At 63.0% G+C, this 25590-nt stretch carries 26 protein-coding genes; 5 read left to right on the forward strand and 21 right to left on the reverse strand.

What is annotated here, in order from left to right; all coding sequences use genetic code 11:
- Positions 1 to 5: 5 nt before the first annotated feature.
- From AC0L2D_RS02530 to AC0L2D_RS02550, 5 genes are read right to left on the reverse strand one after another with little or no spacing between them, the layout of a single operon-like run.
- Entirely contained in the window at positions 6 to 977 is a 972-nt protein-coding gene (locus AC0L2D_RS02530; RefSeq protein WP_013530916.1) for an ABC transporter substrate-binding protein, read from the reverse strand.
- Between the two features lie 40 nt (positions 978 to 1017).
- Positions 1018 to 2172 (reverse strand): ABC transporter permease, encoded by a 1155-nt coding sequence (locus tag AC0L2D_RS02535; protein WP_024501499.1) that lies wholly within the window; start codon positions 2170 to 2172, stop codon positions 1018 to 1020.
- Entirely contained in the window at positions 2169 to 3047 is an 879-nt protein-coding gene (locus AC0L2D_RS02540) for an ABC transporter permease (RefSeq protein WP_224621764.1), read from the reverse strand. Before AC0L2D_RS02540 ends, AC0L2D_RS02535 begins: the two co-directional genes overlap by 4 nt.
- On the reverse strand, positions 3048 to 3584 hold the full coding sequence (locus AC0L2D_RS02545; protein WP_473540282.1) for an endonuclease domain-containing protein: 537 nt from the start codon (positions 3582 to 3584) through the stop codon (positions 3048 to 3050).
- Positions 3574 to 4365 carry an ABC transporter ATP-binding protein gene (locus AC0L2D_RS02550; RefSeq protein WP_013530913.1) on the reverse strand — a complete coding sequence of 264 codons (792 nt, stop codon included), beginning with the start codon at positions 4363 to 4365 and terminating at the stop codon, positions 3574 to 3576. Before AC0L2D_RS02550 ends, AC0L2D_RS02545 begins: the two co-directional genes overlap by 11 nt.
- Positions 4366 to 4507: 142 nt before the next feature.
- Between AC0L2D_RS02550 and AC0L2D_RS02555 the strand changes: the two genes are divergently transcribed.
- Positions 4508 to 4918: a cupin domain-containing protein gene (locus AC0L2D_RS02555; protein WP_013530912.1), complete on the forward strand. Its 411-nt coding sequence runs from the start codon at positions 4508 to 4510 to the stop codon at positions 4916 to 4918.
- Between the two features lie 62 nt (positions 4919 to 4980).
- Here the strand turns inward: AC0L2D_RS02555 and AC0L2D_RS02560 are convergent, their stop codons facing one another.
- The 3 genes from AC0L2D_RS02560 to AC0L2D_RS02570 form a co-directional block, all read right to left on the reverse strand.
- Positions 4981 to 5316, reverse strand: coding sequence for a hypothetical protein (locus AC0L2D_RS02560; RefSeq protein WP_244506838.1), 336 nt, complete (start codon positions 5314 to 5316; stop codon positions 4981 to 4983).
- 43 nt (positions 5317 to 5359) lie between these two features.
- A complete protein-coding gene (gene hydA / locus AC0L2D_RS02565; RefSeq protein ID WP_473540284.1) occupies positions 5360 to 6811 on the reverse strand; it encodes a dihydropyrimidinase in 1452 nt (483 codons plus the stop codon).
- A gap of 63 nt (positions 6812 to 6874) precedes the next feature.
- A complete protein-coding gene (locus tag AC0L2D_RS02570) occupies positions 6875 to 8125 on the reverse strand; it encodes a Zn-dependent hydrolase (RefSeq protein ID WP_013530909.1) in 1251 nt (416 codons plus the stop codon).
- A gap of 121 nt (positions 8126 to 8246) precedes the next feature.
- On the opposite strand from AC0L2D_RS02570, the gene AC0L2D_RS02575 reads away from it, so the two are divergent.
- The gene (locus AC0L2D_RS02575) at positions 8247 to 8885 is read left to right on the forward strand and encodes a TetR/AcrR family transcriptional regulator (protein ID WP_013530908.1); all 639 of its coding nucleotides are present in this window, start codon (positions 8247 to 8249) and stop codon (positions 8883 to 8885) included.
- Positions 8886 to 8959: 74 nt separating this feature from the next.
- On the opposite strand, the gene aptA is transcribed toward AC0L2D_RS02575, so the two are convergent.
- A complete protein-coding gene (aptA, locus tag AC0L2D_RS02580) occupies positions 8960 to 10288 on the reverse strand; it encodes an omega-aminotransferase AptA (protein ID WP_473540286.1) in 1329 nt (442 codons plus the stop codon).
- A 226-nt stretch (positions 10289 to 10514) separates the two neighbouring features.
- On the opposite strand from aptA, the gene AC0L2D_RS02585 reads away from it, so the two are divergent.
- Positions 10515 to 11150, forward strand: a complete 636-nt coding sequence (locus AC0L2D_RS02585; RefSeq protein WP_013530906.1) for a TetR family transcriptional regulator C-terminal domain-containing protein — start codon at positions 10515 to 10517, stop codon at positions 11148 to 11150.
- Positions 11151 to 11350: 200 nt separating this feature from the next.
- On the opposite strand, the gene AC0L2D_RS02590 is transcribed toward AC0L2D_RS02585, so the two are convergent.
- Positions 11351 to 12238, reverse strand: a complete 888-nt coding sequence (locus AC0L2D_RS02590) for a helix-turn-helix transcriptional regulator (RefSeq protein ID WP_027160668.1) — start codon at positions 12236 to 12238, stop codon at positions 11351 to 11353.
- Positions 12239 to 12341: 103 nt separating this feature from the next.
- Here AC0L2D_RS02590 and AC0L2D_RS02595 point away from each other — a divergent pair, with 103 nt between their 5' ends.
- Positions 12342 to 13184, forward strand: a complete 843-nt coding sequence (locus AC0L2D_RS02595; RefSeq protein ID WP_027160669.1) for an SDR family oxidoreductase — start codon at positions 12342 to 12344, stop codon at positions 13182 to 13184.
- The gene (locus AC0L2D_RS02600; RefSeq protein WP_473540288.1) at positions 13184 to 13906 is read left to right on the forward strand and encodes an SDR family oxidoreductase; all 723 of its coding nucleotides are present in this window, start codon (positions 13184 to 13186) and stop codon (positions 13904 to 13906) included. The genes AC0L2D_RS02595 and AC0L2D_RS02600 overlap by 1 nt, the downstream gene beginning before the upstream one ends.
- Positions 13907 to 13936: 30 nt before the next feature.
- On the opposite strand, the gene AC0L2D_RS02605 is transcribed toward AC0L2D_RS02600, so the two are convergent.
- From AC0L2D_RS02605 to AC0L2D_RS02655, 11 genes are all read right to left on the reverse strand, one after another.
- Positions 13937 to 14188, reverse strand: a complete 252-nt coding sequence (locus AC0L2D_RS02605) for a hypothetical protein (protein WP_473540289.1) — start codon at positions 14186 to 14188, stop codon at positions 13937 to 13939.
- 60 nt (positions 14189 to 14248) lie between these two features.
- Positions 14249 to 15031, reverse strand: coding sequence for a trehalose-phosphatase (gene otsB, locus AC0L2D_RS02610; RefSeq protein WP_224675561.1), 783 nt, complete (start codon positions 15029 to 15031; stop codon positions 14249 to 14251).
- On the reverse strand, positions 15028 to 16809 hold the full coding sequence (locus tag AC0L2D_RS02615) for an alpha,alpha-trehalose-phosphate synthase (UDP-forming) (RefSeq protein ID WP_013530900.1): 1782 nt from the start codon (positions 16807 to 16809) through the stop codon (positions 15028 to 15030). The genes otsB and AC0L2D_RS02615 overlap by 4 nt, the downstream gene beginning before the upstream one ends.
- A 142-nt stretch (positions 16810 to 16951) precedes the next feature.
- Complete coding sequence (locus AC0L2D_RS02620; RefSeq protein ID WP_473540291.1) at positions 16952 to 19114, reverse strand: amylo-alpha-1,6-glucosidase; 2163 nt, start codon at positions 19112 to 19114, stop codon at positions 16952 to 16954.
- Positions 19115 to 19164: 50 nt separating this feature from the next.
- The gene (locus AC0L2D_RS02625) at positions 19165 to 20226 is read right to left on the reverse strand and encodes a glycosyltransferase family 4 protein (protein WP_127384953.1); all 1062 of its coding nucleotides are present in this window, start codon (positions 20224 to 20226) and stop codon (positions 19165 to 19167) included.
- Positions 20227 to 20340: 114 nt separating this feature from the next.
- Positions 20341 to 20718 (reverse strand): DoxX family protein, encoded by a 378-nt coding sequence (locus AC0L2D_RS02630; RefSeq protein WP_013530897.1) that lies wholly within the window; start codon positions 20716 to 20718, stop codon positions 20341 to 20343.
- Between the two features lie 72 nt (positions 20719 to 20790).
- Complete coding sequence (locus tag AC0L2D_RS02635; protein WP_024501510.1) at positions 20791 to 21249, reverse strand: carboxymuconolactone decarboxylase family protein; 459 nt, start codon at positions 21247 to 21249, stop codon at positions 20791 to 20793.
- Between the two features lie 43 nt (positions 21250 to 21292).
- Positions 21293 to 21796 (reverse strand): RrF2 family transcriptional regulator, encoded by a 504-nt coding sequence (locus AC0L2D_RS02640; protein ID WP_064993854.1) that lies wholly within the window; start codon positions 21794 to 21796, stop codon positions 21293 to 21295.
- A gap of 108 nt (positions 21797 to 21904) precedes the next feature.
- Positions 21905 to 23218: an NAD-dependent dihydropyrimidine dehydrogenase subunit PreA gene (gene preA / locus AC0L2D_RS02645; RefSeq protein ID WP_064994048.1), complete on the reverse strand. Its 1314-nt coding sequence runs from the start codon at positions 23216 to 23218 to the stop codon at positions 21905 to 21907.
- A gap of 2 nt (positions 23219 to 23220) precedes the next feature.
- On the reverse strand, positions 23221 to 24585 hold the full coding sequence (locus AC0L2D_RS02650; protein WP_473540294.1) for an NAD(P)-dependent oxidoreductase: 1365 nt from the start codon (positions 24583 to 24585) through the stop codon (positions 23221 to 23223).
- 120 nt (positions 24586 to 24705) lie between these two features.
- The gene (locus tag AC0L2D_RS02655) at positions 24706 to 25443 is read right to left on the reverse strand and encodes a gamma-glutamylcyclotransferase (protein ID WP_473540296.1); all 738 of its coding nucleotides are present in this window, start codon (positions 25441 to 25443) and stop codon (positions 24706 to 24708) included.
- Between the last annotated feature and the right edge of the window lie 147 nt (positions 25444 to 25590).

Here is a 25590-nt window from a genome sequence, read left to right on the forward strand (position 1 = left end):
TAGGCTTACTTGACCGCTTTGTCGGTGATGGCGGTGGTGTAGGCGCCGGTCGGCTCCTTGGTGATGATCTTCTGGTCGAGCAGCGCCTTGGCGGTGCGCTCGTAGGTCGCCGGGTCAAGCTTGCCGTCGGCATTGTCGATCAGCTTGGCGACTTCGCTCATCATGCGCTTCTGGTGGTTCTCGTCCTGGCCGCCGCCGTCCATGACGATGCCTGCGGCTTCGTCATTGTTGTCGATGGCATATTTCCAGCCCTTCATCGAGGCGCGCACGAAACGCACCATCTTGTCTTCGAAGGCCGGATCCTTGAGCTTGTCTTCGGACGCATAGAGCCCGTCCTCGAGCAGGTCGTTGCCCATGGCCGAGTAGTTGAACACGGTCAGCTGTTCCGGCTTGTAGCCGGCGTCGATCAGTTGCCAGTACTCGTTGTAGGTCATGACCGAGATGCAGTCCGCCTGCTTCTGGATCAGCGGCTGCACGTCAAAACTCTGCTTGAGCACCGTGACGCCGTCCGGGCCGCCCTCGGTCTTCAGGCCGAGCTTGTTCATCCAGGCGTAGAACGGATACTCGTTGCCGAAGAACCAGACGCCGAGCGTGTGACCTTTGAAGTCGGCTTCGGTCTTGATCGGGCCGTCCTTCGGGCAGACCAGCTCCATGCCGGCCTTCTTGAACGGCTGGGCGATGTTGACCAGCGGCACGCCCTTTTCGCGGGCAGCCAGCGCACCGCCCATCCAGTCGACGATAACGTCGGCACCACCGCCGGCGATCACCTGCTCGGGCGCGATATCGGGACCGCCCGGCTTGATGTCGACGTCGAGACCCTCGGCCTCATAGAAACCCTTGGCCTTGGCGACATAGTAGCCGGCAAACTGGGCCTGCGTGACCCATTTCAGCTGCAACGTCACCTTGTCGGCGGCCATTGCCTGGAAAGCGGCAAGCGACATCGCGCCAGCCAGAACGGGAATAATCAGTCTTTTCATTTTGTTACCCTCTGAAGTTAGTGCCCTAAACCCATCGCCCCTATCCACCACGGACAGAGGGATGCCAAAACGTGACGGCTCTTTCGACAAGAGCGACCACGCCATAAAAGACCGAACCCGCAAGTGCTGCAACTGCGATTTCGGCCCAGACCATGTCGATGTTCATCCGCCCGACCTCGGTCGAGATGCGGAAGCCCATGCCGACGACAGGCGTGCCGAAGAACTCGGCAACGATGGCGCCGATCAGCGCCAGCGTCGAGTTGATCTTCAGCGCGTTGAAGATGAAGGGAGCTGCTGCCGGCAGCCGAAGCTTCAAGAGCGTCGGCCAGTAGCCCGACGCGTAGGTGCGCATCAGGTCGCGCTCCATATGGCCGGAGGCGGCCAGACCGGCGACCGTGTTCACCAGCATCGGGAAGAAGGTCATGATGATGACCACCGCCGCCTTGGACTGCCAGTCGAAGCCGAACCACATCACCATGATCGGCGCGACGCCGATGATCGGCAGCGCCGAGACCATGTTGCCGATCGGCAACAGGCCGCGTCGCAGGAACGGCACACGGTCTGCGAGCACCGCGGTGATGAAGCCGGCGCCGCTGCCCACGACATAGCCGAAGATGACCGCCTTGAAGATGGTCTGGCGGACATCGGCGCCGAGCACCGGCAGCGAACCGGCGATGCGCGCGCCGATGGCACTTGGCGGCGGCAGCAGGATGAAGGGTATGCCGGCCCCACGCGTCACCGCTTCCCAGATGATCAGGATCCAGGCGCCGAAGATGGCCGGGATGATCAGGCGCAGCGCGGTGCGAGCCCATTTGGCGAACGGACGCAATGATGACAGCACCGCCACGCAGCGCCAGCCAAGCAGCCATGCGGCGGTGAGAAGCAGGAAGTACGGCGTCCGCGCCAGGCCTTCGAAACCGGTGATGCCTCCAATCAGCAGCCACGCGAGCAAATGCGCGCCGATGAAAAGCACAACGGCTTCGACGATGGACGGTATTCTGGCCATCGAGATCAAAGCAGCGACAAGCAGAACGCCGAAGATCAGCCAGGTCGTCGCCACATAGGGATATATCAACGTCCCTGCAGGCTGCGCCAGTGCATCCACTTTCGGCGCGGCGATCGGGCCGAGCGCCACTGCGATCAGGCACAGCACGATCGCCAGCACTGCCTGCCAGGAGGGTTTCAGCCAGTTCATGCCGGCCTCCCGCCCATGGCGCGGTCGACGAGGCGCCCGGCAATGCCGACCACCATGACCAGAAGGGCGGCCACCACCGAACCGGCGACCAGCGCCGACCAGATGTCGATGGACTGGCTGTAATAGGCGCCGGCGAGCAGCTTGGCGCCGATGCCGGCGACAGCGCCAGTCGGCAGTTCGCCGACGATGGCGCCGACCAGGCTTGCCGCCACCGCCACTTTCATCGATGTGAACAGGAACGGCACCGAGGCAGGCACGCGCAACTTCCAGAAGGTCTGCGCGCGACTGGCATTGTAGGTGTGCATCAGGTCGAGATGCATGATCTCGGGCGAGCGCAGGCCCTTCACCATGCCGACAGTCACCGGGAAGAACGACAGATAGGTCGAAATCATCGCCTTCGGGACGAGCCCGCTGATGCCGATCGCCCCCAGCACGACGATGATCATCGGCGCCACAGCCAGGATGGGAATGGTCTGCGAGGCGATGATCCACGGCATCAGGCTGCGGTCGAGCGTCGCCACATGGACAATGCCGACGGCGATGATGATGCCGAGCGCCGTGCCGAAAGCGAAGCCGAGCAGCGTCGACGAAAGCGTCACCCAGGCATTGTAGACCAGGCTGCGGTTGGAGGTGATGGGCCGCAGGAAGGTGTTCTCGAAGAAATTCACCGCCACCTGGTGCGGCGCCGGCAATGTCGGCTTCGGCTGCGACAGCGTCTTGCCGATGAGTTCGCTGAACGTGGATGTTTCACCGGCGCGACGATCGAGATCGCGCTGGAACGGCGTGTTGAGGATGACGGCGAAGACATACCAGAGCGCGACCACGCCAACGAGGATGGAGGTGACGGGAACGAGCTTGTCGCGGAAGGTGTCCATCTAGCGGGCCTCAGCCGACTGGCGCCCTCCTCTCCCCAACGGGGAGAGGGTGGCCGGAGCGAAGCGGAGGTCGGGTGAGGGGGTAAAAATCTTTCCGTCAAGGCAAGCCAAGATCGTATCCAGGACCGCTCGACGTTCGGCCAAAACCTCATGATTCCAGAACCGGAGAACCGAATAACCTTGTCCGTTCAGCCAAGCTGTCCTGGAAGGGTCGGTTGGAGAATCTGCGTGCTGACTACCATCAAGTTCGACAATCAGGCTTACCTCGCGACAAACAAAGTCCGCGATGAACGGTCCAAGCGGCACTTGCCTCACAAATTTGTAGCCATTGAGATGACGGCCTCTCAGCTCCCCCCAAAGCCTGTATTCAGCCTCGGTCTCGTCAACCCGCAGCTTTCGGGCGCGAGCGGTTGCCCCGACCTTTCTCTTGGTCGAATCCGTCGGCGCCGCCCCCTCACCCGACCTCCGCTTCGCTCCGGCCACCCTCTCCCCGTTGGGGAGAGGAGGGAGCCCGTCGTTTGCTCCCTCAATCGTCATAGCTGTGCCCCGCGCGCAGCCCGTCCCGCACCCGCGCTGCGATCGCCAGAAACTCCGGCGTCTCGCGGATGTCGAGCGGCCGCTCTCTCGGCAGCGTCGATTCGATGATGTCGCTGACGCGGCCGGGGCGCGGCGACATGACGACGATGCGCGTCGACAGATAGACGGCCTCCGGAATGGAGTGGGTGACGAAGCAGATGGTCTTGTTGGTGCGTCCCCACAATTCCAGCAGCTGCTCGTTGAGATGGTCGCGCACGATCTCGTCCAGCGCGCCGAACGGCTCGTCCATCAGCAGCAGGTCGGCGTCGAATGCCAGCGCACGGGCAATCGAGGCGCGCTGCTGCATGCCGCCCGAGAGCTGCCAGGGATATTTCTTCTCGAATCCAGAGAGGTTGACGAGGCCGAGCGTGCGCTTGATCCGCTCGCCTTGCTCCGCCCTGGATAGGCCCATGATCTCCAGCGGCAGCCCCACATTGCGCTCGATGGTCCGCCACGGAAACAGCGCCGCCGCCTGGAAGACATAGCCATAGGCGCGTTTCTCGCGCGCCTGCTCTGCTGTCATGCCATTGACGGAAATCGCCCCCGAGGTCGGCTTCTCCAGATCGGCGATGACGCGCAGCAGCGTGGTCTTGCCGCAGCCCGAAGGCCCGATGAAGGAGACGAACTCGCCCTTGCCGATGGTCAGATCGACATTGGACAGCGCCTGCACCGGCCCGTCATTGGTCTGGAAGGTCAGCCCGAGTTTGCTTGCCGCGACGACGGCTGGCGAATTCCCCGTCATCGGCTGCCGCCTGCCTGTTTCCGTTCCTGCGGCGGCTGGAATCCGATTGCTTTTATCGCGATGTTGTTTTCCACTTGCCCTGTCCCATTTGGCCCTGTCCCTCTGACCTTGTCCCACGCGATCGACGCCCGGAGTTTCCCCGATGTCGCCCAAACCCACTTGTCATCTTATCCGCCCTGAAAGCACTTATGAAGGCAAGCAGGGGCTGACCTATTTCGCCGGCATTGCCGCCGAGACCGTCGGTGCGTCCGGCATCTGCATGCACATGCTCACCATGCCGCCCGGCGCCCGCGCCAAGGCGCATATGCACGAGAGCCACGAGACGGCGATCTATGTGCTCTCCGGCGAAGTTCACACCTGGTATGGCGACCGGCTCGAGCATCATATCGTCGTCAAGGCCGGTGATCTCTTCTACATCCCCGCCGGCGTGCCGCATCTGCCGGCTAACCTGAGCGGCGCCCCGTCCTCTGCCGTCATTGCGCGCACCGATCCCAACGAACAGGAAAGCGTCGTCCTGCTGCCGGAACTGGATGCGCTGGTCGCCGGAAGCTGACTTCGCCGGGCTAGGCGCCCGTCGGCCAATTGCTAGAGGTTTGCGCCCGCCAGCTTCGGCAATCATCGGCACCGAGACACTTCCCCATAGACGGTGCCGTCCGCATCCGCGACCACCAGTTTCTTGGCGTTCTTGGTGCTGTGCTTGATGATGAAGGTGGCGGGCGACTTGCCCTCTTCGCCTTCGGCCTCGCACTCCGCCTTCACCACAAGCGAGCCGTCGGCCTGGACCCTCTTGCCGGTGAAGGTGCAAGCGCTCGTCGCCGTGATGAAGTCGGTGTTGGTTAGAAGCAGCATGTCCTCGGCGTAGACTTCCTGGCCGTTCTTGTTGATGCAGCCGGACTTGTTGCCATAAGGTTTGGCTAGGTCGATGCCGGCCGCCGACACTTGGCTGGCCACCAGAACCAAAACTGCCGCGAAAAGAAGTCCCCCGCGCCGCACCTCAAACCCCGGTCGCGGGGATGCCGGTGCGTTCCACCTTGCGCGGCGCGGAGATTTCCTTCCAGGTCGACAGCGCCCGGTTGACCGCCGCATTCGGCTCGCGGCCGACGAATTCACCATGGCCGGGCTTGGCCTTGACCTCGGCCTCCTGGATCGACAGTTCGCCCCGCGAGAACACGAACCGCGGCAGGCCGGTCACCTCGAAACCCTCGAAGACATTGTAGTCGATCACCGATTGCTGCTTCTTGGACGAAATTGTCTTCTTGCGCTTGGGATCCCAGACAACGATGTCGGCGTCGGCGCCCTCTACGATGGCGCCCTTCTTCGGATACATGTTGAGGATCTTGGCGATGTTGGTCGAGGTCACCGCGACGAACTCGTTCATCGTCAGCCGGCCGGTGTTGACGCCTGTGGTCCACAGCACTGGCATGCGGTCTTCAAGCCCGCCGGTGCCGTTCGGGATCTTGGTGAAATCGCCGACGCCGTTGCGCTTCTGTTTGGTGGTGAAAGCGCAATGATCGGTCGCCACCACCTGCAGCGAACCCGCCTGCAGGCCGGCCCACAGCGAGTCCTGGTGCGATTTGTTGCGGAAGGGCGGGCTCATCACGCGGCGTGCCGCATGGTCCCAGTCCTTGTCGAAATACTCGCTCTCGTCCAGCGTCAAATGCTGGATCAGCGGCTCGCCGAACACCCGCATGCCCTTCTGGCGCGCCCGGCGGATCGCCTCGTGGCTCTGCTCGCAGGAGACATGCACGACATAGAGCGGCACGCCGGCCATGTCGGCGATCATGATGGCGCGGTTGGTCGCCTCGCCTTCCACTTCGGGCGGCCGCGAATAGGCGTGGCCCTCGGGGCCGTTGTTGCCGGCAGCCAGCAGCTTCTGCGACAGTGCCGCCACCACGTCGCCATTCTCGGCATGAACGAGCGGCAGCGCGCCGAGATCGGCGCAGCGCTGGAACGACGCATACATCTCGTCGTCGTCGACCATCAGCGCGCCCTTGTAGGCCATGAAATGCTTGAACGAGGTGATGCCCTTGTCGACGACCGTGGCCATCTCGTCGAACACCTGCTTGCCCCACCAGGTGATCGCCATGTGGAAGGAGTAATCGCATGACGCCTTCGAGGTCTTGTTGTCCCACATCTGCAAGGCTTCGAGCAGCGACTGCTGAGGCGCCGGCAGGCAGAAATCGACCACCATCGTCGTGCCGCCGGAGAGCGCCGCGCGCGTGCCGGATTCGAAATCATCGGCCGAATAGGTGCCCATGAACGGCATTTCGAGATGGGTGTGCGGGTCGATGCCGCCCGGCATGATGTAGCAGCCGGTGGCGTCGAACTCATGGTCGCCATGCAGGCCCGAACCGATGGCGACGATCTTGCCGTGCTGCATCAGCACATCGGCCTTCCAGGTGCGGTCGGCGGTGACGATGGTGCCGTTTCGGATGACTTTGGTCATTGACTGTTCCCTTGTTCTCTTCGCGCTTCTTTACGAGCGTCGTTTGGAAGGTGGATTCTAAGCTCACTCCACGATGACAGCCGTCTCCACCACCGCGTGGAACAAGACATCGGCACCCGCCGAAGCCCATTCCTTGGTGATCTCCTCGGCCTCGTTGTGGCTGAGGCCATCGACGCAAGGGCACATCACCATCGCGGTGGGCGCGACACGGTTGATCCAGCAGGCGTCGTGGCCGGCACCGGAAACGATGTTGCGATGGGAATAGCCAAGGCGGTCGGCGGCATCGCGGATCGCCTTGACGCAGCCGGCATCGAAAGTCACCGGATCGAAAGCGCCGACCTGTTCGATCTCGTAGCGGATGTCGAGTGCATCGCAGATCGTGTCGATGCCTTCGCGGATGCGGCCATCCATCGCGTCCAGCACTTCTTTTTCCGGCGAGCGGATATCGACGGTGAAGACAGTGCGCCCGGCGATGATGTTGCGCGAATTGGGATAGACCTCCATATGGCCGACCGCGCCGACGGCATCGGGCTGGTAGTCCATGGCGATCTCATGCACCAGTTCGATCACCCGCGCCATGCCGAGCCCGGCATTGCGGCGCTTGGGCATCGGCGTCGAGCCGGTATGGGCTTCCTTGCCGGTCAGCGTCACCTGCAGCCATTTAAGGCCCTGGCCATGGGTGACGACACCGATGTCGATATCCTCGTCCTCGAGGATCGGACCCTGTTCGATATGCAGTTCGAAGAAGGCATGGATCTTGCGGTCGCCGACCTTCTCGGGGCCTTTCCAGCCGATGCGCTCCAGTTCCTCGCCGAATTTCTTGCCCTGCTTGTCGACATGCCCGTACACATCGGCCTGGTCGAGCACGCCGGCGAACACGCCGGACGCCATCATAGCCGGCGCGAAGCGCGAGCCCTCCTCGTTCGTCCAGTTGGTGACGACGATCGGATGTTTGGTCTTGATGCCGAGATCGTTGAGCGAGCGCACCACTTCAAGCCCGCCCAGTACGCCGAGCACGCCGTCATACTTGCCGCCGGTCGGCTGCGTATCGAGATGGCTGCCGACGTAGACCGGCGGCAGGCTGGGATCGGTGCCTTCGCGGCGGGCAAACATCGTGCCCATTTCATCGACGCCCATTTCGAGCCCGGCCGCATCGCACCAGCGCTTGAACAGATGCCGCCCTTCGCCGTCTTCGTCGGTCACGGTCTGGCGATTGTTGCCGCCGGCAATGCCGGGGCCAATCTTCGCCATCTCCATGATGGAATCCCACAAACGGTCTGAATTGATTCGCAGATTCTCGCCGGGTGCGGCCATCTCGAGTTCCCATCTACACCGGGGGTCTTGTCGCCCCTTGAGTGATTTACAGCTTGACCGTATGGTCAGCTTTTAAACTACACAACCTGACCAAGCGGTCAACTAGAATCTTGGGGTAGACATGGCAGAACCCACCCGCCCCATGCGGCGACAGGAGATCCGCCGAGAGAATGAAAAAACCATTCTCGTCGCTGCAGAGAAGGTGTTTGCGGAGGCAGGGTTTGGCGGCGCCACGATGCAGTTGATTGCGGATCTGGCGGGATTGCCGAAGGCAAATCTCCACTACTATTTCGCCACCAAGGAAGAGCTTTACCGGTCGGTCGTTCAAAACATCTTTGAAATCTGGCTACAGGCGGCCAATTGCTTCGACGCGGCGCGCGGGCCCATAGACGGCATCAGTGCCTATATCGACGCCAAGATGGAAATATCACGCCGCCATCCGGACGGCTCGAAGGTCTGGGCCTCCGAAGTGATGCACGGGGCGCCGGTGCTTCAGGACTATATGGAATCGACGCTGCGCGAATGGACCGACGGCCGCGTCGAGATCATCAGGCGCTGGATCGAGGAAGCCAAGATGGACCCGGTGGATCCGCGCCATCTGCTCTATATGCTTTGGGCTACGACCCAGCACTACGCCGATTTCGGCCATCAGATCGAGACACTCAATGGCGGAAAACCTCTGTCCGACCGGCAATGGCGGGAAGCCAAGGAAAATATCAAGCGGGTGATCCTGACCGGGATCGGTGCGTTGCCCGCCTGACTGTAATGGTTCGTTGCAAGCAAAGGTCAGGTCGGCGCGCTGCCGCGCCGACCTCAACCGACCGCGTCAGTCCGTCAATCGATTGACCTCAGCACATCGCGAACATGGTCGATCAATTCGTTGATCTGGCCCTTGGTGATGATCAGCGGCGGCGACAGCGCGATGATGTCGCCGGTGGTGCGGATCAGCGCGCCGCGCTCGAACGCCTTGACGAAGGCCGAGAAGGCCCGCTTGGTCGGCTGGCCGGCGATCGGCGCCAACTCGATCGCACCGATCAGGCCGATGTTCCTGATATCGATGACGTTCGGCTCGCCCTTCAGCGAATGCAGCGCGTCTTCCCAGTACGGCGCCAGCTCCTCGCCACGGGTCAGCAAGCCCTCTTCCTTGTAGGTGTCAAGCGTGCCGAGTGCGGCCGCGCAGGCGATCGGGTTGCCCGAATAGGTGTAGCCGTGGAAGAACTCGATCATGTGCTCGGGGCCGGTCATGAAGGCGTCGTGGATCTCCTTCTTCACAAACACCGCGCCCATCGGGATGACGCCGTTGGAGACGCCCTTGGCGGTGGTCATGATGTCGGGCGTGACACCGAAATAGTCGGCGGCGAACGGTGTGCCGAGACGGCCGAAACCGGTGATGACCTCATCGAAGATCAACAGGATGCCGTGCTTGGTGCAGATCTCGCGCAGCTTCTCCAGATAACCCTTCGGCGGCAGGATGACGCCGGTGGAGCCGGCGACCGGCTCGACGATGACGGCGGCGATGGTCGAAGCGTCGTGCAGGGCGACGATACGCTCCAGCTCGTTGGCGAGTTCCGCGCCATACTCCGGCACACCCTTGGTGAAGGCGTTCTTTTCCGGCAGATGCGTGTGCGGCATATGGTCGACGCCGCCGAGCAGCGTGCCGAACATCTTGCGGTTGGTGACGATGCCGCCGACCGAGATGCCGCCGAAATTGACGCCGTGATAGCCGCGCTCGCGGCCGATCAACCGGGTGCGCGAGCCCTCGCCCTTCACACGGTGATAGGCGATCGCCATTTTGAGCGCGGTCTCGACCGATTCCGAGCCGGAATTGGTGAAGAAGACATGGTCCATGCCCTTGGGCGCCAGGTCGACCAGGCGGTTGGCCAGTTCGAACACGATCGGATGGCCCATCTGGAAGGCCGGCGCATAATCGAGTTCGGCAGCCTGTTGCTGGATCGCCTCGGTGATCTTCGGACGGCAGTGGCCGGCATTGACGCACCACAGGCCGGCGGTGCCGTCGAGCACCTTGCGGCCGTCGCTGGTTGTGTAATGCATGTCCTTGGCGGACACCATCATGCGCGGCGCCTGCTTGAACTGCCGGTTTGCCGTGAACGGCATCCAGAATGCACTGAGATCGTTCGGCGTGACTTTCAGCCGGTTGGACATGACCAGGACTTCCCCTTGTAAACTGTTTCGCTGCGCCCAACGCTTGGTCTTTGCCGCGTTTTCATGCTACGCAAATTTTTGACCGATTGGACAAACGTTAGCACCGCCCTGTAGGCGGTCAAGGATTACTAGCGGAAATGCGGCACCTGAAGTGCGTTCCACAGGCTAGGGAAAAACTGGTCCAGAGAATTGGTCCAGATGAGCCTCAACACGAGGGCTTGCAACGGTGACCATCGGCACGGATGCCCCTCGCCGCACCCGCATCCAGCAGGAAAAGCGCGAACTCATCCTGGAGGCGGCGCTTGAGGTCTTCTCCACCAACGGCTTTCGCGGCTCGACCATCGACCAGATCGCCGAAGCCGCCGGCATGTCGAAACCGAACCTGCTCTATTATTTCCGGCGCAAGGAAGACATCCACGAAACGCTGATGCAGCGCCTGCTCGACACCTGGCTGGCGCCACTGCGCGAACTCGACGACATTGGCGATCCCCTAACCGAACTGCGCAGCTACATCAGGCGCAAGCTGGAGATGGCGCGCGATTTTCCGCGCGAGAGCCGGCTGTTCGCCAACGAGATCCTGCAAGGCGCGCCGCGCATCATGCCGCTGCTGGCGGGCGAACTGAAAACGCTGGTCGACGAGAAGGCCGCCGTCATCAAGGGCTGGATGCGCGCCGGCAAGATCGCCAAGACCGACCCGTGGCACCTGATCTTCTCGATCTGGGCGACGACGCAGCATTATGCCGATTTCGACGTCCAGGTCCGCGCCGTGCTCGGACCGAACCGCGGCGGCGACGGCCGCTTCGAGGATGCGGCAAGATTTCTCGAGCAGTTGTTCCTCGATGGGCTGAAGCCGAAGGGCTAAATGGTTTCGTCATTCTAGGGCGAAGCAAGGAGCGAAGCGACGCGGCGCAGACCCTAGAATCCATGCCGCGACTTCAACGCGCCGCAAAGGTCCAAATTCTGCTCCGTAGTACTCTTCGGCAAACGTCCCGGCATGGATCCTCGGGTCTCCGCGTCCGCTTCGCCCGTGGATGACGAAGCCGAGGGGGACGCCAGCCAACCTCAGGCGCTGCGCCGCTCGGCCGGCAGCGCGTCCAGCAATGCCTGCAGCTTGGCGATCGAATTCTGCTCGGCTAACGGCGTGTAGACGATCAGCTTCATGTCCGAGCCGTCGCCGATCGACAGGCTCATATGCTCGAAGGTCATGGCGCCCGCGCTCGGGTGCCGGACATGTTTCACCCCCGACAACCGATGCGCGACGTCGCGCTGCGGCCACCAGGCACGAAATTCGGGGCTCGAACGGGTCATCAACTCGATCAGCCGCTCGAAATCCGGATCGCCGACATAGCGGGCGCTCGCGGCCCGGAACGAGGCCAGCACGGTGCGCGCCAGTTGCTCCCAGTCAACCAGCAGGTGCCGGTGATGCGGGCTCGTGAACACCATGTGGACGATGTTGCGGGCGTCACCCTCCAGCAGACCATAATCGCCGAACACCGCCACCGCCGCCGGGTTCCAGGCCAGCACGTCCCAGCGCCGCCCGACGACATAGGCCGGCTGCAGCACCAGGCTCTGCAGCATGTGCAGCAACGGGCCATCGACCTTTTCCGGCGCTACGGCACGGCGCTCCGGCTGCTGGCGGTCGGCGAGGATGAACAGATGCTGTTTTTCGGCGGCGTCGAGGCGCAGTGCTTCGGCGAGCGCCGTCAGCACCTCGACCGAGGGCCTGACCTCCCGCCCCTGCTCCAGCCATGTGTACCAGGTCGTGCCGACACCGGCGATCATCGCCACCTCCTCGCGGCGCAAGCCCGGCGTACGTCGCCTGAGACCGATGGCGATGCCTGCGGCCGAGGGCGTCAGCCTTTCGCGGCGCGAGCGCAGGAAGGCGCCGAGTTCGCGCCGGCGGCTGTCTTCAGCCGAACGTGTGGGGGCCGCGTGAGGTTGGGACTCCATGCGCGTATTATAGCAGTATTGATACCAGGATAAAGTTTGAACTGTTTGGCCAGTGCCAACTGCCCCATCTTCCGTTCAGAGCAACAGAACGGAGGCTCTGAACATGGAACTCAAAGACAAGACGATCCTCATCACCGGCTCGACAGACGGCGTCGGCCGCGTTGTCGCGCAACGGCTCGGCGCCGCGGGCGCCCGTGTGCTGGTGCACGGCCGCGATGCAACGCGCGGCAAGGCTGTTGTCACCGAGATCGAAGCCGCCGGCGGCAAGGCCGAGCTTCTGGTCGCCGACCTCTCTTCGCTGGCCGAGGTGCGCCACCTCGCCGAGGCGGTGCGCGCCCGGACGAACCGGCTGGACATCCTCATCAACAATGCCGGCATCGGCACAGCGGGCCAAGGTGCCAAAAGGCAGGTGAGTGCCGACGGCTATGAACTGCGCTTCGCGGTCAACTATCTCGCCGGTTTCCTGCTGACATCGGAGCTCCTGCCATTGCTGAAGGCCAGTGCGCCGGCGCGCATCGTCAATGTCGCCTCTGCGGGGCAGCAGGCGATCGACTTCAGCGATGTCATGCTGACCCGCTCCTATGACGGGGTGCGCGCTTATTGCCAGAGCAAGCTGGCGCAGATCCTGTTCACCGTCGATTTGGCCGAACAGTTGAAAGGCACCGGCGTCACCGTCAACGCATTGCATCCGGCGAGCTACATGAACACAACCATGGTCCGGCAGGCCGGGGTGACGCCGTGGAGCTCGGTCGAGACCGGCGCCGATGCCATCCTCAATCTCGCCACCTCACCCACGCTTAACGGGAAAAGCGGCCTCTATTTCGACGGCCTGCGGGAATCCCGCGCCGATGCTCAGGCCTACGACGCCAAGGCAAGGCAACAGCTGAGAAGCTTGAGCCTCGATCTCATCGGTCCGGCCTCCCCCACATCGAAGGAACAGCATTGATGACCAAGGCAATCCAACACACCGTCATCATCGGCGGCTCGTCCGGCATCGGGCTGGCGACGGCGCGCAAACTGCTTGGCCCGGACATGAAGGTGACCATCACCGGGCGCAACGAGGAGAAACTGAAGAGCGCTTGGAAGAGCCTTGGCGGTGCTGCCGAGAAGGCCGCTTTCGACGCGTCGAAGCCGGATGAGGTCCGTCAATTCTTCGAGCGCCTCGGCCCCTTTGATCACTTGGTGCTGGCGGCCAGCGGCGGCAAGGGCCTCGGCCCGTTCCCGGCGCTTGACCTGAGTGACATCGGCAGTGGCGTGGAGGAAAAGGTCCGCCCGCAGCTGTCCTGCCTGCAGGCCGCCTTGCCGACACTCAACAAGGCCGGATCGGTCACCTTCATCTCGGCGGTGTCGGCGCAGCTCGCAACGCCCGGCGTCGCCGGTATCGCCGCCATCAACGGCATGCTGTTGACCGTGGTGCCGATCCTGGCGATGGAGTTGAAACCGCTGCGCGTCAATGTCGTGGCGCCAGGCGTCATCGACACGCCCTGGTGGGACTTTCTGGCCGAGGAGCAGAGGCAGGCGCTGTTTGCCGACTATGCCGGCAGGACCCCGGTCGGCCGCATCGGTCGCGCCGAAGACGTCGCCGCGGCAATAGCCTTCCTCGTCTCCAACGGCTTCATGACCGGTCAGGTGCTGACCTGCGACGGCGGACTGCGATTTGCGGCGTAGCGTTCATCGGGCGCCGACAGGCTTTCACCCTCAATTGGCTCTCTTTGGACCGCCCCGCACGCTCTTTTCGCCGGGGCTGTCACCGCCCGGTCTCACCGCAGCGGGCTTTTCCGGAACGTAGGAATAATCAGGCGTATCAGCCCCATACATCTTGTTGTCGATCGCCTCTTGCCAGCTGAAATCCGCGTCGGACGGTGAAACGTCGGCAATGTCATGGCGGGAGGAGCGAGAGTGCAGCCAGTTCGGGGTGATCTCTCGGACCAATTGTGCAAAGCGTCCCATCGAAACCGTTCCTTTCCTTGCCCTTTCCAGGAGGCGCGATCGCGGTTGCGTCGGCTGGATCTAAAGTTGACCTCTCAGCCAGGCCAGCGTCTCGACAACGTCGGCAAGCCCGTACCGCGCTGCGGTGTGCGCTGGTGGTTTGACGCGTATCGATATGCCGCCGGCATCATTGACGGCCTCAAAACCGTTTTCATCCGACGTGTCGTCGCCCAGGAAGACCGGGCGACGGCCCGTGAATGGCGCAATTTCCATGAAACGCCGGATCGCGGCGCCCTTGGCGGCCTCGAGCGGCAGCAGTTCCACACCGGCATTGCCGGGAACCACCCGGTAGCCCTTTGGCAGCGTGGCCAGCGCCTGCTCGACAAGCTGCGTCGCGCGCGGAAGCAGATGCGGGGCGGCGCGCGTGTGGATGGCCAGCACCCGTCCTTTGCGCTCGATATAGGCGCCACGACCGAGCTCGGCCTCGATCTCGTCGGCAAGCGCAGAAATATCCGCCGGCTCATCCGCGACTTCGACGTCGTCGTTCGGTAGGAGCCGATGTTCCAGGCCATAGAGCCCGGCGGCGCGCAGCTTCAAAGGCTGAAACAGATGATCGACAGCCGCGACGGAACGGCCTGTTATGAAGGCCAATGCCCCGTTCAGCTTGCGATCCAGGCCTTGCAGCAAGGAGCGGAGCTCATCGCTGACCGAGACGGCGTCCGGGTGTTCGGCATGTTCCAGCAGGGTGCCGTCGACGTCGAGGAACAACGCCCATTCGCCGGTCAGCACAGTGTGCGGTTTCTCCATGACGGCCTGTGGCTTGTGCAGGGTCTCGCCAACAATGTTTTGCAGCGCATCGCTCATGACATCGCCACCCGTCTGCGCTCAAAAATGGAGACGACATTGTCGACGCTGGGCGGCGGATCGCTGACGGCACCGGTCACCCGATCGAGGTCCCCGCGCTTGCGCAAACGCGCCGCATCCAGAAGCATGCTGCCGGCCCAGCGATAGACATTGTTGTTGCGGATTGTCTCGCGCATGGGGCGCATGCGCTCGCGCTGTTCTTCGGGCGACATGGTCAGTGCCTGCAACAGCGCTCCGCTCATCATGGCGGCATCGTAAGGGTTGACGATAAGCGCCTCCAGCAATTCGCGCGAGGCGCCGGCGAATGTGCTGAGCATCAAAACGCCCTGCTCGTCGTCGCGCGCGGCGACGAATTCCTTTGCGACGAGGTTCATGCCGTCATGCAGGCTGGTGACCATGCATATGTCGGCGGCCCGATAGATCTCGTAGACCTGTTCTTGCGAGTGATGTTCGGCCACCATGATCACCGGCCTGTAGCCCTCGCTGCCATAACGCCGGTTGAGCTCTTCGGCATAACGGTGGCACTCGTCATGGAGCAGCTTGTAGGCGGGCAGCGTGCCGCGGCTGGGTGCCGCGATCTGCAGGAAGACCAGTTTTCCGATCCACTCAGGCTGTCGCTTGAACAATTCGTTCAAAGCGTGAAACCGATCGAGAATGCCCTTGGTATAATCGAGGCGCTCGACCCCGACGGCCAGCTTCACATCCGCTTTAAGGCCGAACCTCTCGCGCATGCGAGCGCGGCAATCGTCGACAGCGGGAAGTTTCGCCAGCAGGTCCGCCGGCCATTCTATCGAGATCGGATAGGCGTGCACCAATGTGGTCCGTCCGCCGTAGGAGATGGCCGCATCGGCCCGCTCGATGCGGCTTTCCAGGAAGCGATCGACGCTTTCGGTGAAGTTGTTGGCATGGAACTGGGTGTGGAAGCCGATGATCGAGCTGCCGAGCAGGCCTTCGAGGATGCGTTCACGCCATGGGCAGATGCTGTACACTTCCGAATTTGGCCACGGGATGTGCCAGAAAGTGATGACGATCGCCTCCGGCAGGCGCTCGCGGATCATGCGCGGCAGCAGCGCGAAATGGTAATCCTGAACCAGCACGATCGGCCGCTCGTTGCGCGCCTCGGCAACCACGGTATCGGCAAACTTCCGGTTGACGGCTTCATAGGCAGCCCAGTCGGAGGCGCGAAAAATCGGCCGGGTGAAGGCGATATGGCAAAGCGGCCAAAGGCCCTCATTGGCGAAACCGAGATAATAGCCCTGATGCTCTTCCTCCGTCAGCCAGACCCGGCGCAGCGTGTAGGACGGGTTGCCAGGCGGCACCTGCACGCGATCGTGGTCGTCGACGGTGAGGCGGTCCGCCGTTCCGCCGCCATAGGCGATCCAGGTGCCCGCACAGGCGCGGGTAATGGGCTCGAGCGCCGACACCAGCCCGCTGGCCGGGACGAGCAACTCGACGCCGTCGTCCTTCACATTGTGGATGTACGGCTCGCGATTGGACACCACGATAACCTGCGCATCGGGCAGATCGTCGGCCAGGATCTTGCGCAATGTTTCGGGCGACCAGGTCACCAGCGCGGCATCGGCCGATTGGCCGTTCTTTTCGAACTCCCGGATCACCTTGCGCGCGGCCTCCGCGGCCACATCTTCGCCTGCCGTATGTGGGACGGCAGGAGGATGACGGCGGCGGTGCCGCGATATGGAGAGGAATACGGCAAGAGCGGAAAAACCGAGGCTCGCGAAAATCAGAACCCAGAGCAGGTCCGCACCGTAGTTTGTCATTGAACGTCAACTCACCCCGGCCGTCGGCGACCGTTTGTTCGTGTTTCCCGTTTGAAACGGTCCGCCGGCCACGTGGTCGGCGTTCGGACCAGTGTTTTTGCAACGCACAAGGCCTGGATCGGTTCCGCCAATTTTGTTCGGATCATGTTCTTACTATGAGCGGCACCAGCCCTTCATGGCGGTCGGCCAGGAAAGCGACGACCCGGTCGCCGACGCGCTGGAAGGTGAGATCGACGACCCGGTCGCCGACGCCCAGGTGCCGCAGTGTCAGCGTGTCGATGCCGATCGGCAGCCTGGGGCGGCCAACGCGAATCTCACCCTCCCAGCCGTCGATCTCCAGGCCAAGACAGGCCTGCATCAACATGAAAGCGGAGCCCGCCGACCACGCTTGCGGCAGGCAGGCGACGGGATAGGCGATGGGTGCTTCGCCCGGCGCACGTGTAAAACCGCAGAACAGTTCGGGCAGCCGCATGTTGAAATGGACCGCGGATTCGAACGTGCCGCTCATCAGGCGAACCACGCTTTCGCGCTCGCCATAGCGCGCCAGCCCGGCACCGCAAAGGGCGGTATCGTGCGGCCAGATCGCGCCATTGTGGTACGACATCGGATTGAAGAACACGGCATCGTCGGCGAGCGTCCGCAGTCCCCAGCCCGAATGGAAGGAGGCGGAAAGCAGCTGGTCAGCCACCATCTGGGCCCGCGCAGGCTCAGGCAATCCGACAAAGAGCAGATGCCCCGCATTCGAGGTCCGCACCTTGCAGGGCTCGCCGGCACCGTCGATTGCCAGCGCATAGAAGCCGAGATCGTCAAGCCAGAAATCCCGTTCCACGGCAACCCGCATCGCTTCGGCGCGATCATCCCAGTGGTCGGCCCTGTCGTTCTCGCCCCGGCGACGGGCAAGTGCCGCCAGCCCCCGGAAGGCGGCAAAGACGTAGCCCTGCACTTCGACAAGGGCGATCGGGCCCTTGGGAATGCGGCCATCGGCATGGAAGACCGAATCGAAACTGTCCTTCCATCCCTGGTTGGCGAGGCCGGACTCCGCCGCTCGCTGGTAAGTCACGAATCCGGTCTCCCGGCCCGCCTCCTCCGTCCATTCGGCCGCGGCGCACAGCGACGGCCACAGGCCGTCGATGAACGCCATGTCACCGGTACGATCGGCGTAGGCACAGGCAAGATAGATGTAGAGCGGTGTCGTATCGACGCCACCGTAGTAGCGGCCAAAGGGAAGCTCCCGCAGCGCCACCATTTCGCCCTTGCGGGTCTCGTGCATGATCTTGCCCGGCTGCGAATCGCTGAACGGCGATGTCTCGGTCGCCTGATGCTGGGCCAGAAAGGCCAGCACGCCCCGCGCCAGTCCCGGATTGAGCCACAGCATCTGCAGTGCCGAGATGACACCGTCGCGGCCGAACGCCGTCGAGAACCAGGGGATGCCGGCATAGGGATAGGGGCCGGTCGCCAGCTCGGTGGTCAGCAGCGCGACATCGGCGCGGGCGCGCTCGACCCAGTCGTTGAAGACACGGCCCGAGCTGCGCACCGTCGCGCCATGGCGACGTTTGGCCCGCATGCCAAAACGGGCGCGGGCGGCAGCGGCGCGGAACCGGTCGCGGTCGGGCTTGTCGGCCACCTCGGGACCGACCTCGACATAAAGCACCTTCCTGCTGCGCTTGGTCACGGCGATCAGGAAATCGGCACGGTTGGCACTCAGTTGGTCCGGCGCCTGCGAGAACGATATCGCCGAGAGGCGGGCCAGGCCATCGAGCCCATCATAGCGCAGCAGGACCGACGTCGCGTTTGTTTCGGCGGCATGGGCCAGCCCGCGCTTCAGCCGTGTCGAGCCACGCACTTCAAACATGTCGCGGAAATCGGCGGAATAGTGCAGGGAAACGCTGATCGTCGAGTGTTCCCGGCTGTAATTGGAAAGGGTGATGCGTTCAAACAGCCTGTCCTGCCAAAGCAGTCTGACGCGTTCGATGTGAATGGCTCCCTGCGGGATGTCGCGTCCACCGGCGCTCTGTATCGGCAGATTGGTCAAATTGGTGGTGAACAGCACATTGTCCTGGCTGAGCGAGGCGCCGAGCAGAGATGTCTGCCTGCCGCCGACGGTCAGCCGGAACTCGGAAAGGACCCGCGTGTCGTCGCGAAAGAAACCGTCGCCGGCGCCACGTATGTCGCCATAGGCGTCGGCAACGGCGAAGCAATCGCCCTGCTTGAGCGCAAACAACCGATGCGGCTCGCGAGGGGCGGTGGCGTCGAGCGATGCAAGCGCAACCGCAGGATCGAGCTGGCGCTCATCGAGTTGGGCCATTCGTCAAAGATCCCTGTTGTTTCGTTGCCGTGGCTCGAGCACGTCGCTGCTCAAGACGCCTTCGCCGTGCTCGGGACGCCGATCAGGCCCGCATAGGCGGCCAGATAGTCGCCGGCCATTCTTCGGGCGGAGAACCGCTTTTCGAAAACGGTCCTCACCTTTCGCCTGTCGAGTTGCAGCAAGTCCGGCACCGCAGCGACCGCGCTATCCATTGTGTCAGCGATAAAACCGGTGACGCCTTGATCGATGATCTCCGGCAGCGCACCGCAACTCCAGCCGATGACCGGTGTGCCGCAGGCCATTGCCTCGATGGCGGCAAGGCCGAACGGCTCCGGCCAGTCGATCGGGAACAGCAGGCCGGCCGCCTTGCCGAGAAATTCCGCCTTCTGGTTTTCCTCGATCTCACCGACATAGACAACGCGATCGCCATCGATCAAAGGCTCGACCACCTCACGGAAATAGGCGCGATCGTCGTCGCCGATCTTTGCCGCGAGCTTGAGCTTGAGCCCCGAACGCAAGGCGATCTCGATGGCGCGATCCGGGCGCTTGTCGCGTGAGAACCGGCCGAGGAAGGCAAGGTAGGGTTCTTCGGCGGCCGTCTCGAACGTCGGCTCGTAGAGAGCAGTCGGCAATCCGTGATGGATCGTCGCCAACCAGTTGGCGTTGGCCAGGCCCGCCTTCTGGCTGTGCGAAATGGAAATCAGGGGAAAGCGCGGGAACCGTTCATAGGCCGGCGCCAGGTCGACATAATCCAGCCTGCCATGCGGCGTCGTCACCGTCCGCTCCGCAATATCCTCAAAGAAGGAAAAGTGCAGGAAGTGGCTGAGGTGGAAGTGGATGACGTCGAACTCCGACGCCCGTTCCCTCACCTGCGCAAGCATCGAAAGATGCGCCGCGATCTCGGATTTGAGCGGACGCGGATCGAGGCGCAACGCGCGTTCCCGGCTGGGTACCAGCTTCGCGGAGGTCTGGCTGTCGCCACTGGCAAACAGCGTCACCTCATGACCCAGATCGACCAGCGCTTCGGTCAGATACGAGACGATGCGCTCGGTGCCGCCATAGAGCCTTGGCGGCACCGATTCATAAAGCGGCGCGACATGGGCGATTTTCATATTTCATCCTGGATGCTGGGCATGCAGGTGTGAAATGCGTCAACGGCTCGATTGGTTCCGATTTTATGGTCGAGCCGTCGGCACCAGAGGCCGCAGTCGGCATGGAACTGTGCGTTAAACGGATTGCGCGATCAGGGTCAGAAAGCCACCGCTCAGGGCAACATTCCCGACGAAGCCATTGATGCGGGACGCACGGTCCGGACCCTGATGGTCCCAGAAATTGTGGAACATCGGCGTGGCGACGATGAGGAACAGCAGCAGCACCGTGGCCGCGAGTGCCGTCCACAATCCTGCGATGACCAGCACACCGGCGGCGACCTGAAGCACGATACCAGTCCACAGTGCCAACCGCGCCTGCGGCACACCGCGCGCGGCCATCAGCTGGGTCAGGAAGGCCGCGTTCTGGATGTTGCGCAGGCCGGCGAAAACGAAGGCGCCGCCGAGCAGCAAGCGAGCGAGAAACAACAAGGTCGAAGGCAAATCCGCAGGCATCAAACTCTCCCCTTTAAAGGTTTAAGGCAGTGGGAGCGCGCTCTCTACGGCGCTCCCAACATGATTGGACAATCAGGCGGCCTTGGCCGCCGGCATCGGATGTATGGCTTGGAACGGAATGCACAGCCGGTTCCAGGTGTTGATCATGCCGAGCGCAACGGACAGCTTGACCAGCTCCTCTTCTGAGAAATGCTCCAGCGTACGTGCATAAAGTTCGTCCGGCACGCCATTGTTGGCGATCAGGGTGACGGCTTCGGTCCAGGCCAAAGCCGCGCGTTCACGCTCCGAGAACAGCGGCGATTCCTTCCAGGCTGAAACCAGATAGAGCCGCTGCTCGGTCTCGCCGTCGCGCCTGGCCTCGCGGCTGTGCATCTCGACGCAGAACGAGCAGCCATTGATCTGCGAAGCCCTGAGTTTGATCAGGTGCAGCAGGCTCACCTCGAGCCCGCATTCGTCCACCGCCTTGTTGAGCGCCGACACCGCCTTCATGATCTCCGGCGCCTTGGCGAAAAATTGCAGCCTCTGTTTCATCGTCTTGTCCTTTCACGTCTGCTTGGGTTTTGAGGTTTTGGGGTTATCTGGATTTCTGCGGCCGCTGGTGGCGCTCGACAAAGGCGCAGCTCGCAGCAAGCGACCTGGGATCGCCTTCTGCCGCGTAGGTGGCCACGATATCGGACAGCTTGGTCTCGGCGAGCGCGGCGCGATAGGCGCGTTCGGCCTTCAGCATCGCGGCGTTGATGCCGCAGGGTTTCACATAGGCCGACGCATCGAGCTTCACCGGACCGCGCTGGCGGATCTCGCCGCAGCGGAAGGCCGGCTCGCGGCCCTCGACGGCCAGCACGATGTCGAGCAGCGTGATGCGCTCGGCTGGCCGCGCCAGCCGATAGCCACCGGCAGGCCCGGGCACCGATTCCAGGATGCGCGCCGCGCTCAGCATGTTGAGATGCTTGAGCAGATAGCTCGGCGAAAGGCCAAAGGCCTCGGCGAGAGCGGCGCCCGGCATGGTGCTATTGCCTTCCACACTGGCCAGCGTGGCGGCGCAATGGATGGCTGCTTCAACACCCTCGCCCAGCTTCATCGAACAGGTTCCTTATTCATGGATACATACTATCGTGGATAATTCTTATCTGCAATAGGAAAATGAAAAACGGCGCTCGAAAGCGCCGCTTTTCTCTTGGGGTAGTTCCTACTCCGCAGCCACCTTGGCCATCGGGTTGTTCGGGTGCGTGGTCCAGTTGGCGTAGACCGGCGATACCGGCCTGCCGGTGCGCTGGTCCATCACACCGGCTGCCAGCGGCTCCATGGTAATGCAGTTCTCGACCGGGCAGACATTGACGCAGAGATTGCAGCCGACACACTCGGCCTCGATGACCTCGAAGTGCCTGACGCCGTCGACCATGCTGGTGATCGCCTGGTGCGAAGTGTCCTCGCAGGCGATGTGGCAGCGGCCGCACTTGATGCAGGCATCCTGGTCGATATGCGCCTTGGCGACGTAGTTCAGGTTGAGATACTGCCAATCGGTGACATTGGGCGTGGCGCGGCCGATGATGTCGTCGAGCGAGGCGTGCCCCTTCTCGTCCATCCAGTTTTCCAGGCCCGCGATCATCTCCTGCACGATCTTGAAGCCGTAGGTCATCGCCGCCGTGCAGACCTGCACATTGCCGGCGCCGAGCGCCATGAATTCGGCCGCGTCACGCCAGGTGGTGATGCCGCCGATGCCGGAGATCGGCAGGCCCTGCGTTTCCGGATCGCGCGCGATCTCGGCCACCATGTTCATGGCGATCGGCTTCACCGCCGGCCCGCAATAGCCGCCATGCGAGCCCTTGCCGTCGATGGTCGGCTGCGGCGCGAAGCTGTCGAGATCGACACCAGTGATCGAATTGATGGTGTTGATCAGCGACACCGCGTCGGTGCCGCCGGCATGTGCTGCGCGCGCGGGCTTGCGCACATCGGTGATGTTGGGCGTCAGCTTGGTAATGACGGGCATACGGGTGTTCTGCTTGCACCAGCGCACCACCATTTCGATATATTCCGGCACCTGGCCGACGGCGGCGCCCATGCCGCGTTCCGACATGCCGTGCGGACAGCCGAAATTGAGCTCGATACCGTCGGCCTCCGTCTCCTCGACCACAGGCAGGATCGCCTTCCAGGCCTCCTCGACGCAAGGCACCATGAGCGAGACGACGATGGCGCGGTCGGGCCAGTCCTTCTTGACCTGCTTGATCTCGCGCAAATTGACCTGCAGGTCGCGGTCGGTGATCAGTTCGATGTTGTTGAGGCCGAGCAGGCGGCGGTCGGCGCCCCAGATCGCGCCGTAGCGCGGACCGTTGACGTTGACGACAGGCGGCCCTTCCTCGCCCAGCGTCTTCCACACCACGCCGCCCCAGCCGGCCTTGAAGGCGCGGATGACGTTGTAGGCCTTGTCGGTCGGCGGCGCCGAGGCCAGCCAGAACGGATTGGGCGACTTGATGCCGACGAAATTGTTTCTGATATCCGCCATGCTCATGCCCTCCCGTTCGAGGTCAGTGCCCGATTGATGCTCTCCGCAGCGTCGCGTCCCTGCGCGACCGCCGAGACGGTCAGGTCGTCGCCACCGAAGATGCAGTCGCCACCGGCCCAGACCTTGGCAAGCGACGTGCGACCTTCCGAATCCACCTTGATGCGACCGGCTTCGAGGCCGATCGATGCACCGCTGCCATTGAGGGCGGCCGGGACAAAGCTCTGTCCAATCGCCTTGAACACCTGGTCGGCAACGAGCGTCAGCGTCTCGCCGGTGCCGGCAAGCCTGTCGCCGTTGAGGGCGGTGTATTCGAGTTCGACGGCAGTGACCTTGCCGCTCTCGGCGATCACCCGCTTCGGCTGCAGCCAGTGACGGATGCTGACGCCATTGGCAGCGGCCAGATCCTGCTCGAACTCAGACGCATTCATGTGCTCCTGGCCGCGCCGGTAGCAGATCGTCACCTCCTCGGCGCCGAGCAGCTTCGACTGTACCGCGGCGTCGATGGCCGTCATGCCGCCACCGATGACGACGACGCGGCGACCAACCGGCAGGCCGGAAAGGTCGCTGGCCTGGCGCAGCTCGGCAATGAACTCGACCGCGTTGATGACGCCGTCAGCGTCCTCGCCATCGGCACGCAGCGCATTGACACCGCCAAGGCCCATGCCGAGAAACACCGCGTCGTAGTTGCGGATCAGATCCGACAGCTGATAGTCGCGGCCGAGCGCCTTGCCGTTCTGGATGTCGATACCGCCGATCGCGGTCACGTAGTCGACTTCGGCCCGGGCGAAATCGTCGACGCTCTTGTAGGCGGCGATGCCGTATTCGTTGAGGCCGCCGGCCTTCGCGCGCGCCTCCAGGATGGTCACGTCATGGCCGTGGCGGGCGAGCCGGTGCGCGGCGGCAAGGCCGGCCGGCCCGGCGCCGACCACGGCGACCGTCTTGCCGGTCGGCTCGGCGCGCGGATAAAACTGCTTGTTCTCGCCCATGGCGACGTCGGTGGCGTAGCGCTGCAGGCGGCCGATCTGCACCGGCTTGCCTTCCGCCACCTCGCGCACGCAGACTTCCTCGCACAGCGTCTCGGTCGGGCAGACGCGGGCGCACATGCCGCCCAATATGTTCTGATCGAAGATGGTCTTGGCCGAACCGATCGGATTGCCGGTCGAGATCTGGCGGATGAACAACGGAATGTCGATCGAAGTCGGGCATGCATTCATGCACGGTGCGTCGTAGCAGAAATAGCAGCGGTCGGATTCGACCAGCGCCTCGTGGTGATCGAGCGGCGGATGCAGGTCGGAAAAATTATCCGCATACTGGTCGGCCGAGAGCCTGCCGCCCGCAATGCCTTCCCTGAATTGGCCTTCTGGCATCGTCAGTTCCCCATGTTTTCTTTTGAGGAAGGCTAGCACGTTTTATTTTTTTATCAATTGGTCAATTTTCGGCGCAAGTCCCTGAAAAGGCTCGGCAATAATATGATTTTTTTACTCATATTATTGCGACTGCGGTCGGGCTTGCAGTGCGAGCGAAAGGCCAGGCTCAAGCTTGCGGCCATGGATGGCCCTGACCTCCTGCGCCACCAATTCCTGCAATCGCCACAGATTGCGGTCGCGGATGCCGAATGCTTCGAGATGGCTGACCGTGTTGTAGAGATATTCGGCGCCGGATCCGATATGCCCGCAGGCTCCGGCCAGCACGCTCGCCACTCTGTCCAGCGGCTGGTTCAGCGACGTTCCCCTGCCCTTCACGCCGACCCAGAAGCCGAGCGCGCGCAGCTTACCCTGCGGCGTATGCACCGGCAGCCAGCGAACCGTCTCGATGCTTTCATGGTCGCTGATCTCGCGCCGCAACAGCCTTTCGATCTGCGCCGGCTTCTCACCCTCCGGCAAGCGATAGATCACGCCGTTGCAGCGCCCGCCCCGCTCGAGCGCCATCATCAACCCAGGCTGCTCGGCGCTGCCGCGCCAGCGCACCATGTCGAGGCAGAAGGAGCGGTGCCAGCCGAAGGCCGTGGCGAGCTGTTGCTCGACCGACTCGAATTCCGGCTTCCAGATCAGCGACCCATAGGCGAACACCCATAACGGTCCCTCATCGGCTTCATTGGACAGTCGCAAGGCGAGGGTTCGAAAGTCCTCGTCGTTCATGTCTGTCCAGCTCGGGTCCGAACCGGGATCGGCCTCTTCCCGATGGCACAGTGCGACAAGCTCGGGCGTGAGCGACATCAAGCGCATGGACGACAACCCCTCATGACCGCAGAGAAATCGAAAACCGCTGGATGCGCAATCAGGGAACGCTTGGCACACACACCCATTGTTGTCCGGGCGGTGTCGGATTTCCGTCGTGAGGATCGTCCTATGATGGACGACGATCGATCCATG

The organism is Mesorhizobium sp. WSM4833, assembly GCF_055811095.1.

What these genes read in the sequence shown, in the direction of transcription:
- AC0L2D_RS02550 (WP_013530913.1), bottom strand. Translation starts at nt 4,365, where the DNA reads ATGACGGGGAATTCGCCAGCCGTCGTCGCGGCAAGCAAACTCGGGCTG.
- aptA (WP_473540286.1), bottom strand. Translation starts at nt 10,288, where the DNA reads ATGTCCAACCGGCTGAAAGTCACGCCGAACGATCTCAGTGCATTCTGG.
- AC0L2D_RS02555 (WP_013530912.1), top strand. Translation starts at nt 4,508, where the DNA reads ATGTCGCCCAAACCCACTTGTCATCTTATCCGCCCTGAAAGCACTTAT.
- AC0L2D_RS02640 (WP_064993854.1), bottom strand. Translation starts at nt 21,796, where the DNA reads ATGAAGCTGGGCGAGGGTGTTGAAGCAGCCATCCATTGCGCCGCCACG.
- AC0L2D_RS02545 (WP_473540282.1), bottom strand. Translation starts at nt 3,584, where the DNA reads ATGACGATTGAGGGAGCAAACGACGGGCTCCCTCCTCTCCCCAACGGG.
- AC0L2D_RS02575 (WP_013530908.1), top strand. Translation starts at nt 8,247, where the DNA reads ATGGCAGAACCCACCCGCCCCATGCGGCGACAGGAGATCCGCCGAGAG.
- preA (WP_064994048.1), bottom strand. Translation starts at nt 23,218, where the DNA reads ATGGCGGATATCAGAAACAATTTCGTCGGCATCAAGTCGCCCAATCCG.
- AC0L2D_RS02620 (WP_473540291.1), bottom strand. Translation starts at nt 19,114, where the DNA reads ATGGCCCAACTCGATGAGCGCCAGCTCGATCCTGCGGTTGCGCTTGCA.
- AC0L2D_RS02625 (WP_127384953.1), bottom strand. Translation starts at nt 20,226, where the DNA reads ATGAAAATCGCCCATGTCGCGCCGCTTTATGAATCGGTGCCGCCAAGG.
- AC0L2D_RS02630 (WP_013530897.1), bottom strand. Translation starts at nt 20,718, where the DNA reads ATGCCTGCGGATTTGCCTTCGACCTTGTTGTTTCTCGCTCGCTTGCTG.
- AC0L2D_RS02635 (WP_024501510.1), bottom strand. Translation starts at nt 21,249, where the DNA reads ATGAAACAGAGGCTGCAATTTTTCGCCAAGGCGCCGGAGATCATGAAG.
- AC0L2D_RS02590 (WP_027160668.1), bottom strand. Translation starts at nt 12,238, where the DNA reads ATGGAGTCCCAACCTCACGCGGCCCCCACACGTTCGGCTGAAGACAGC.
- AC0L2D_RS02530 (WP_013530916.1), bottom strand. Translation starts at nt 977, where the DNA reads ATGAAAAGACTGATTATTCCCGTTCTGGCTGGCGCGATGTCGCTTGCC.
- otsB (WP_224675561.1), bottom strand. Translation starts at nt 15,031, where the DNA reads ATGAGCGATGCGCTGCAAAACATTGTTGGCGAGACCCTGCACAAGCCA.
- AC0L2D_RS02540 (WP_224621764.1), bottom strand. Translation starts at nt 3,047, where the DNA reads ATGGACACCTTCCGCGACAAGCTCGTTCCCGTCACCTCCATCCTCGTT.
- hydA (WP_473540284.1), bottom strand. Translation starts at nt 6,811, where the DNA reads ATGACCAAAGTCATCCGAAACGGCACCATCGTCACCGCCGACCGCACC.
- AC0L2D_RS02595 (WP_027160669.1), top strand. Translation starts at nt 12,342, where the DNA reads ATGGAACTCAAAGACAAGACGATCCTCATCACCGGCTCGACAGACGGC.
- AC0L2D_RS02535 (WP_024501499.1), bottom strand. Translation starts at nt 2,172, where the DNA reads ATGAACTGGCTGAAACCCTCCTGGCAGGCAGTGCTGGCGATCGTGCTG.
- AC0L2D_RS02650 (WP_473540294.1), bottom strand. Translation starts at nt 24,585, where the DNA reads ATGCCAGAAGGCCAATTCAGGGAAGGCATTGCGGGCGGCAGGCTCTCG.
- AC0L2D_RS02570 (WP_013530909.1), bottom strand. Translation starts at nt 8,125, where the DNA reads ATGGCCGCACCCGGCGAGAATCTGCGAATCAATTCAGACCGTTTGTGG.
- AC0L2D_RS02615 (WP_013530900.1), bottom strand. Translation starts at nt 16,809, where the DNA reads ATGACAAACTACGGTGCGGACCTGCTCTGGGTTCTGATTTTCGCGAGC.
- AC0L2D_RS02605 (WP_473540289.1), bottom strand. Translation starts at nt 14,188, where the DNA reads ATGGGACGCTTTGCACAATTGGTCCGAGAGATCACCCCGAACTGGCTG.
- AC0L2D_RS02655 (WP_473540296.1), bottom strand. Translation starts at nt 25,443, where the DNA reads ATGCGCTTGATGTCGCTCACGCCCGAGCTTGTCGCACTGTGCCATCGG.
- AC0L2D_RS02600 (WP_473540288.1), top strand. Translation starts at nt 13,184, where the DNA reads ATGACCAAGGCAATCCAACACACCGTCATCATCGGCGGCTCGTCCGGC.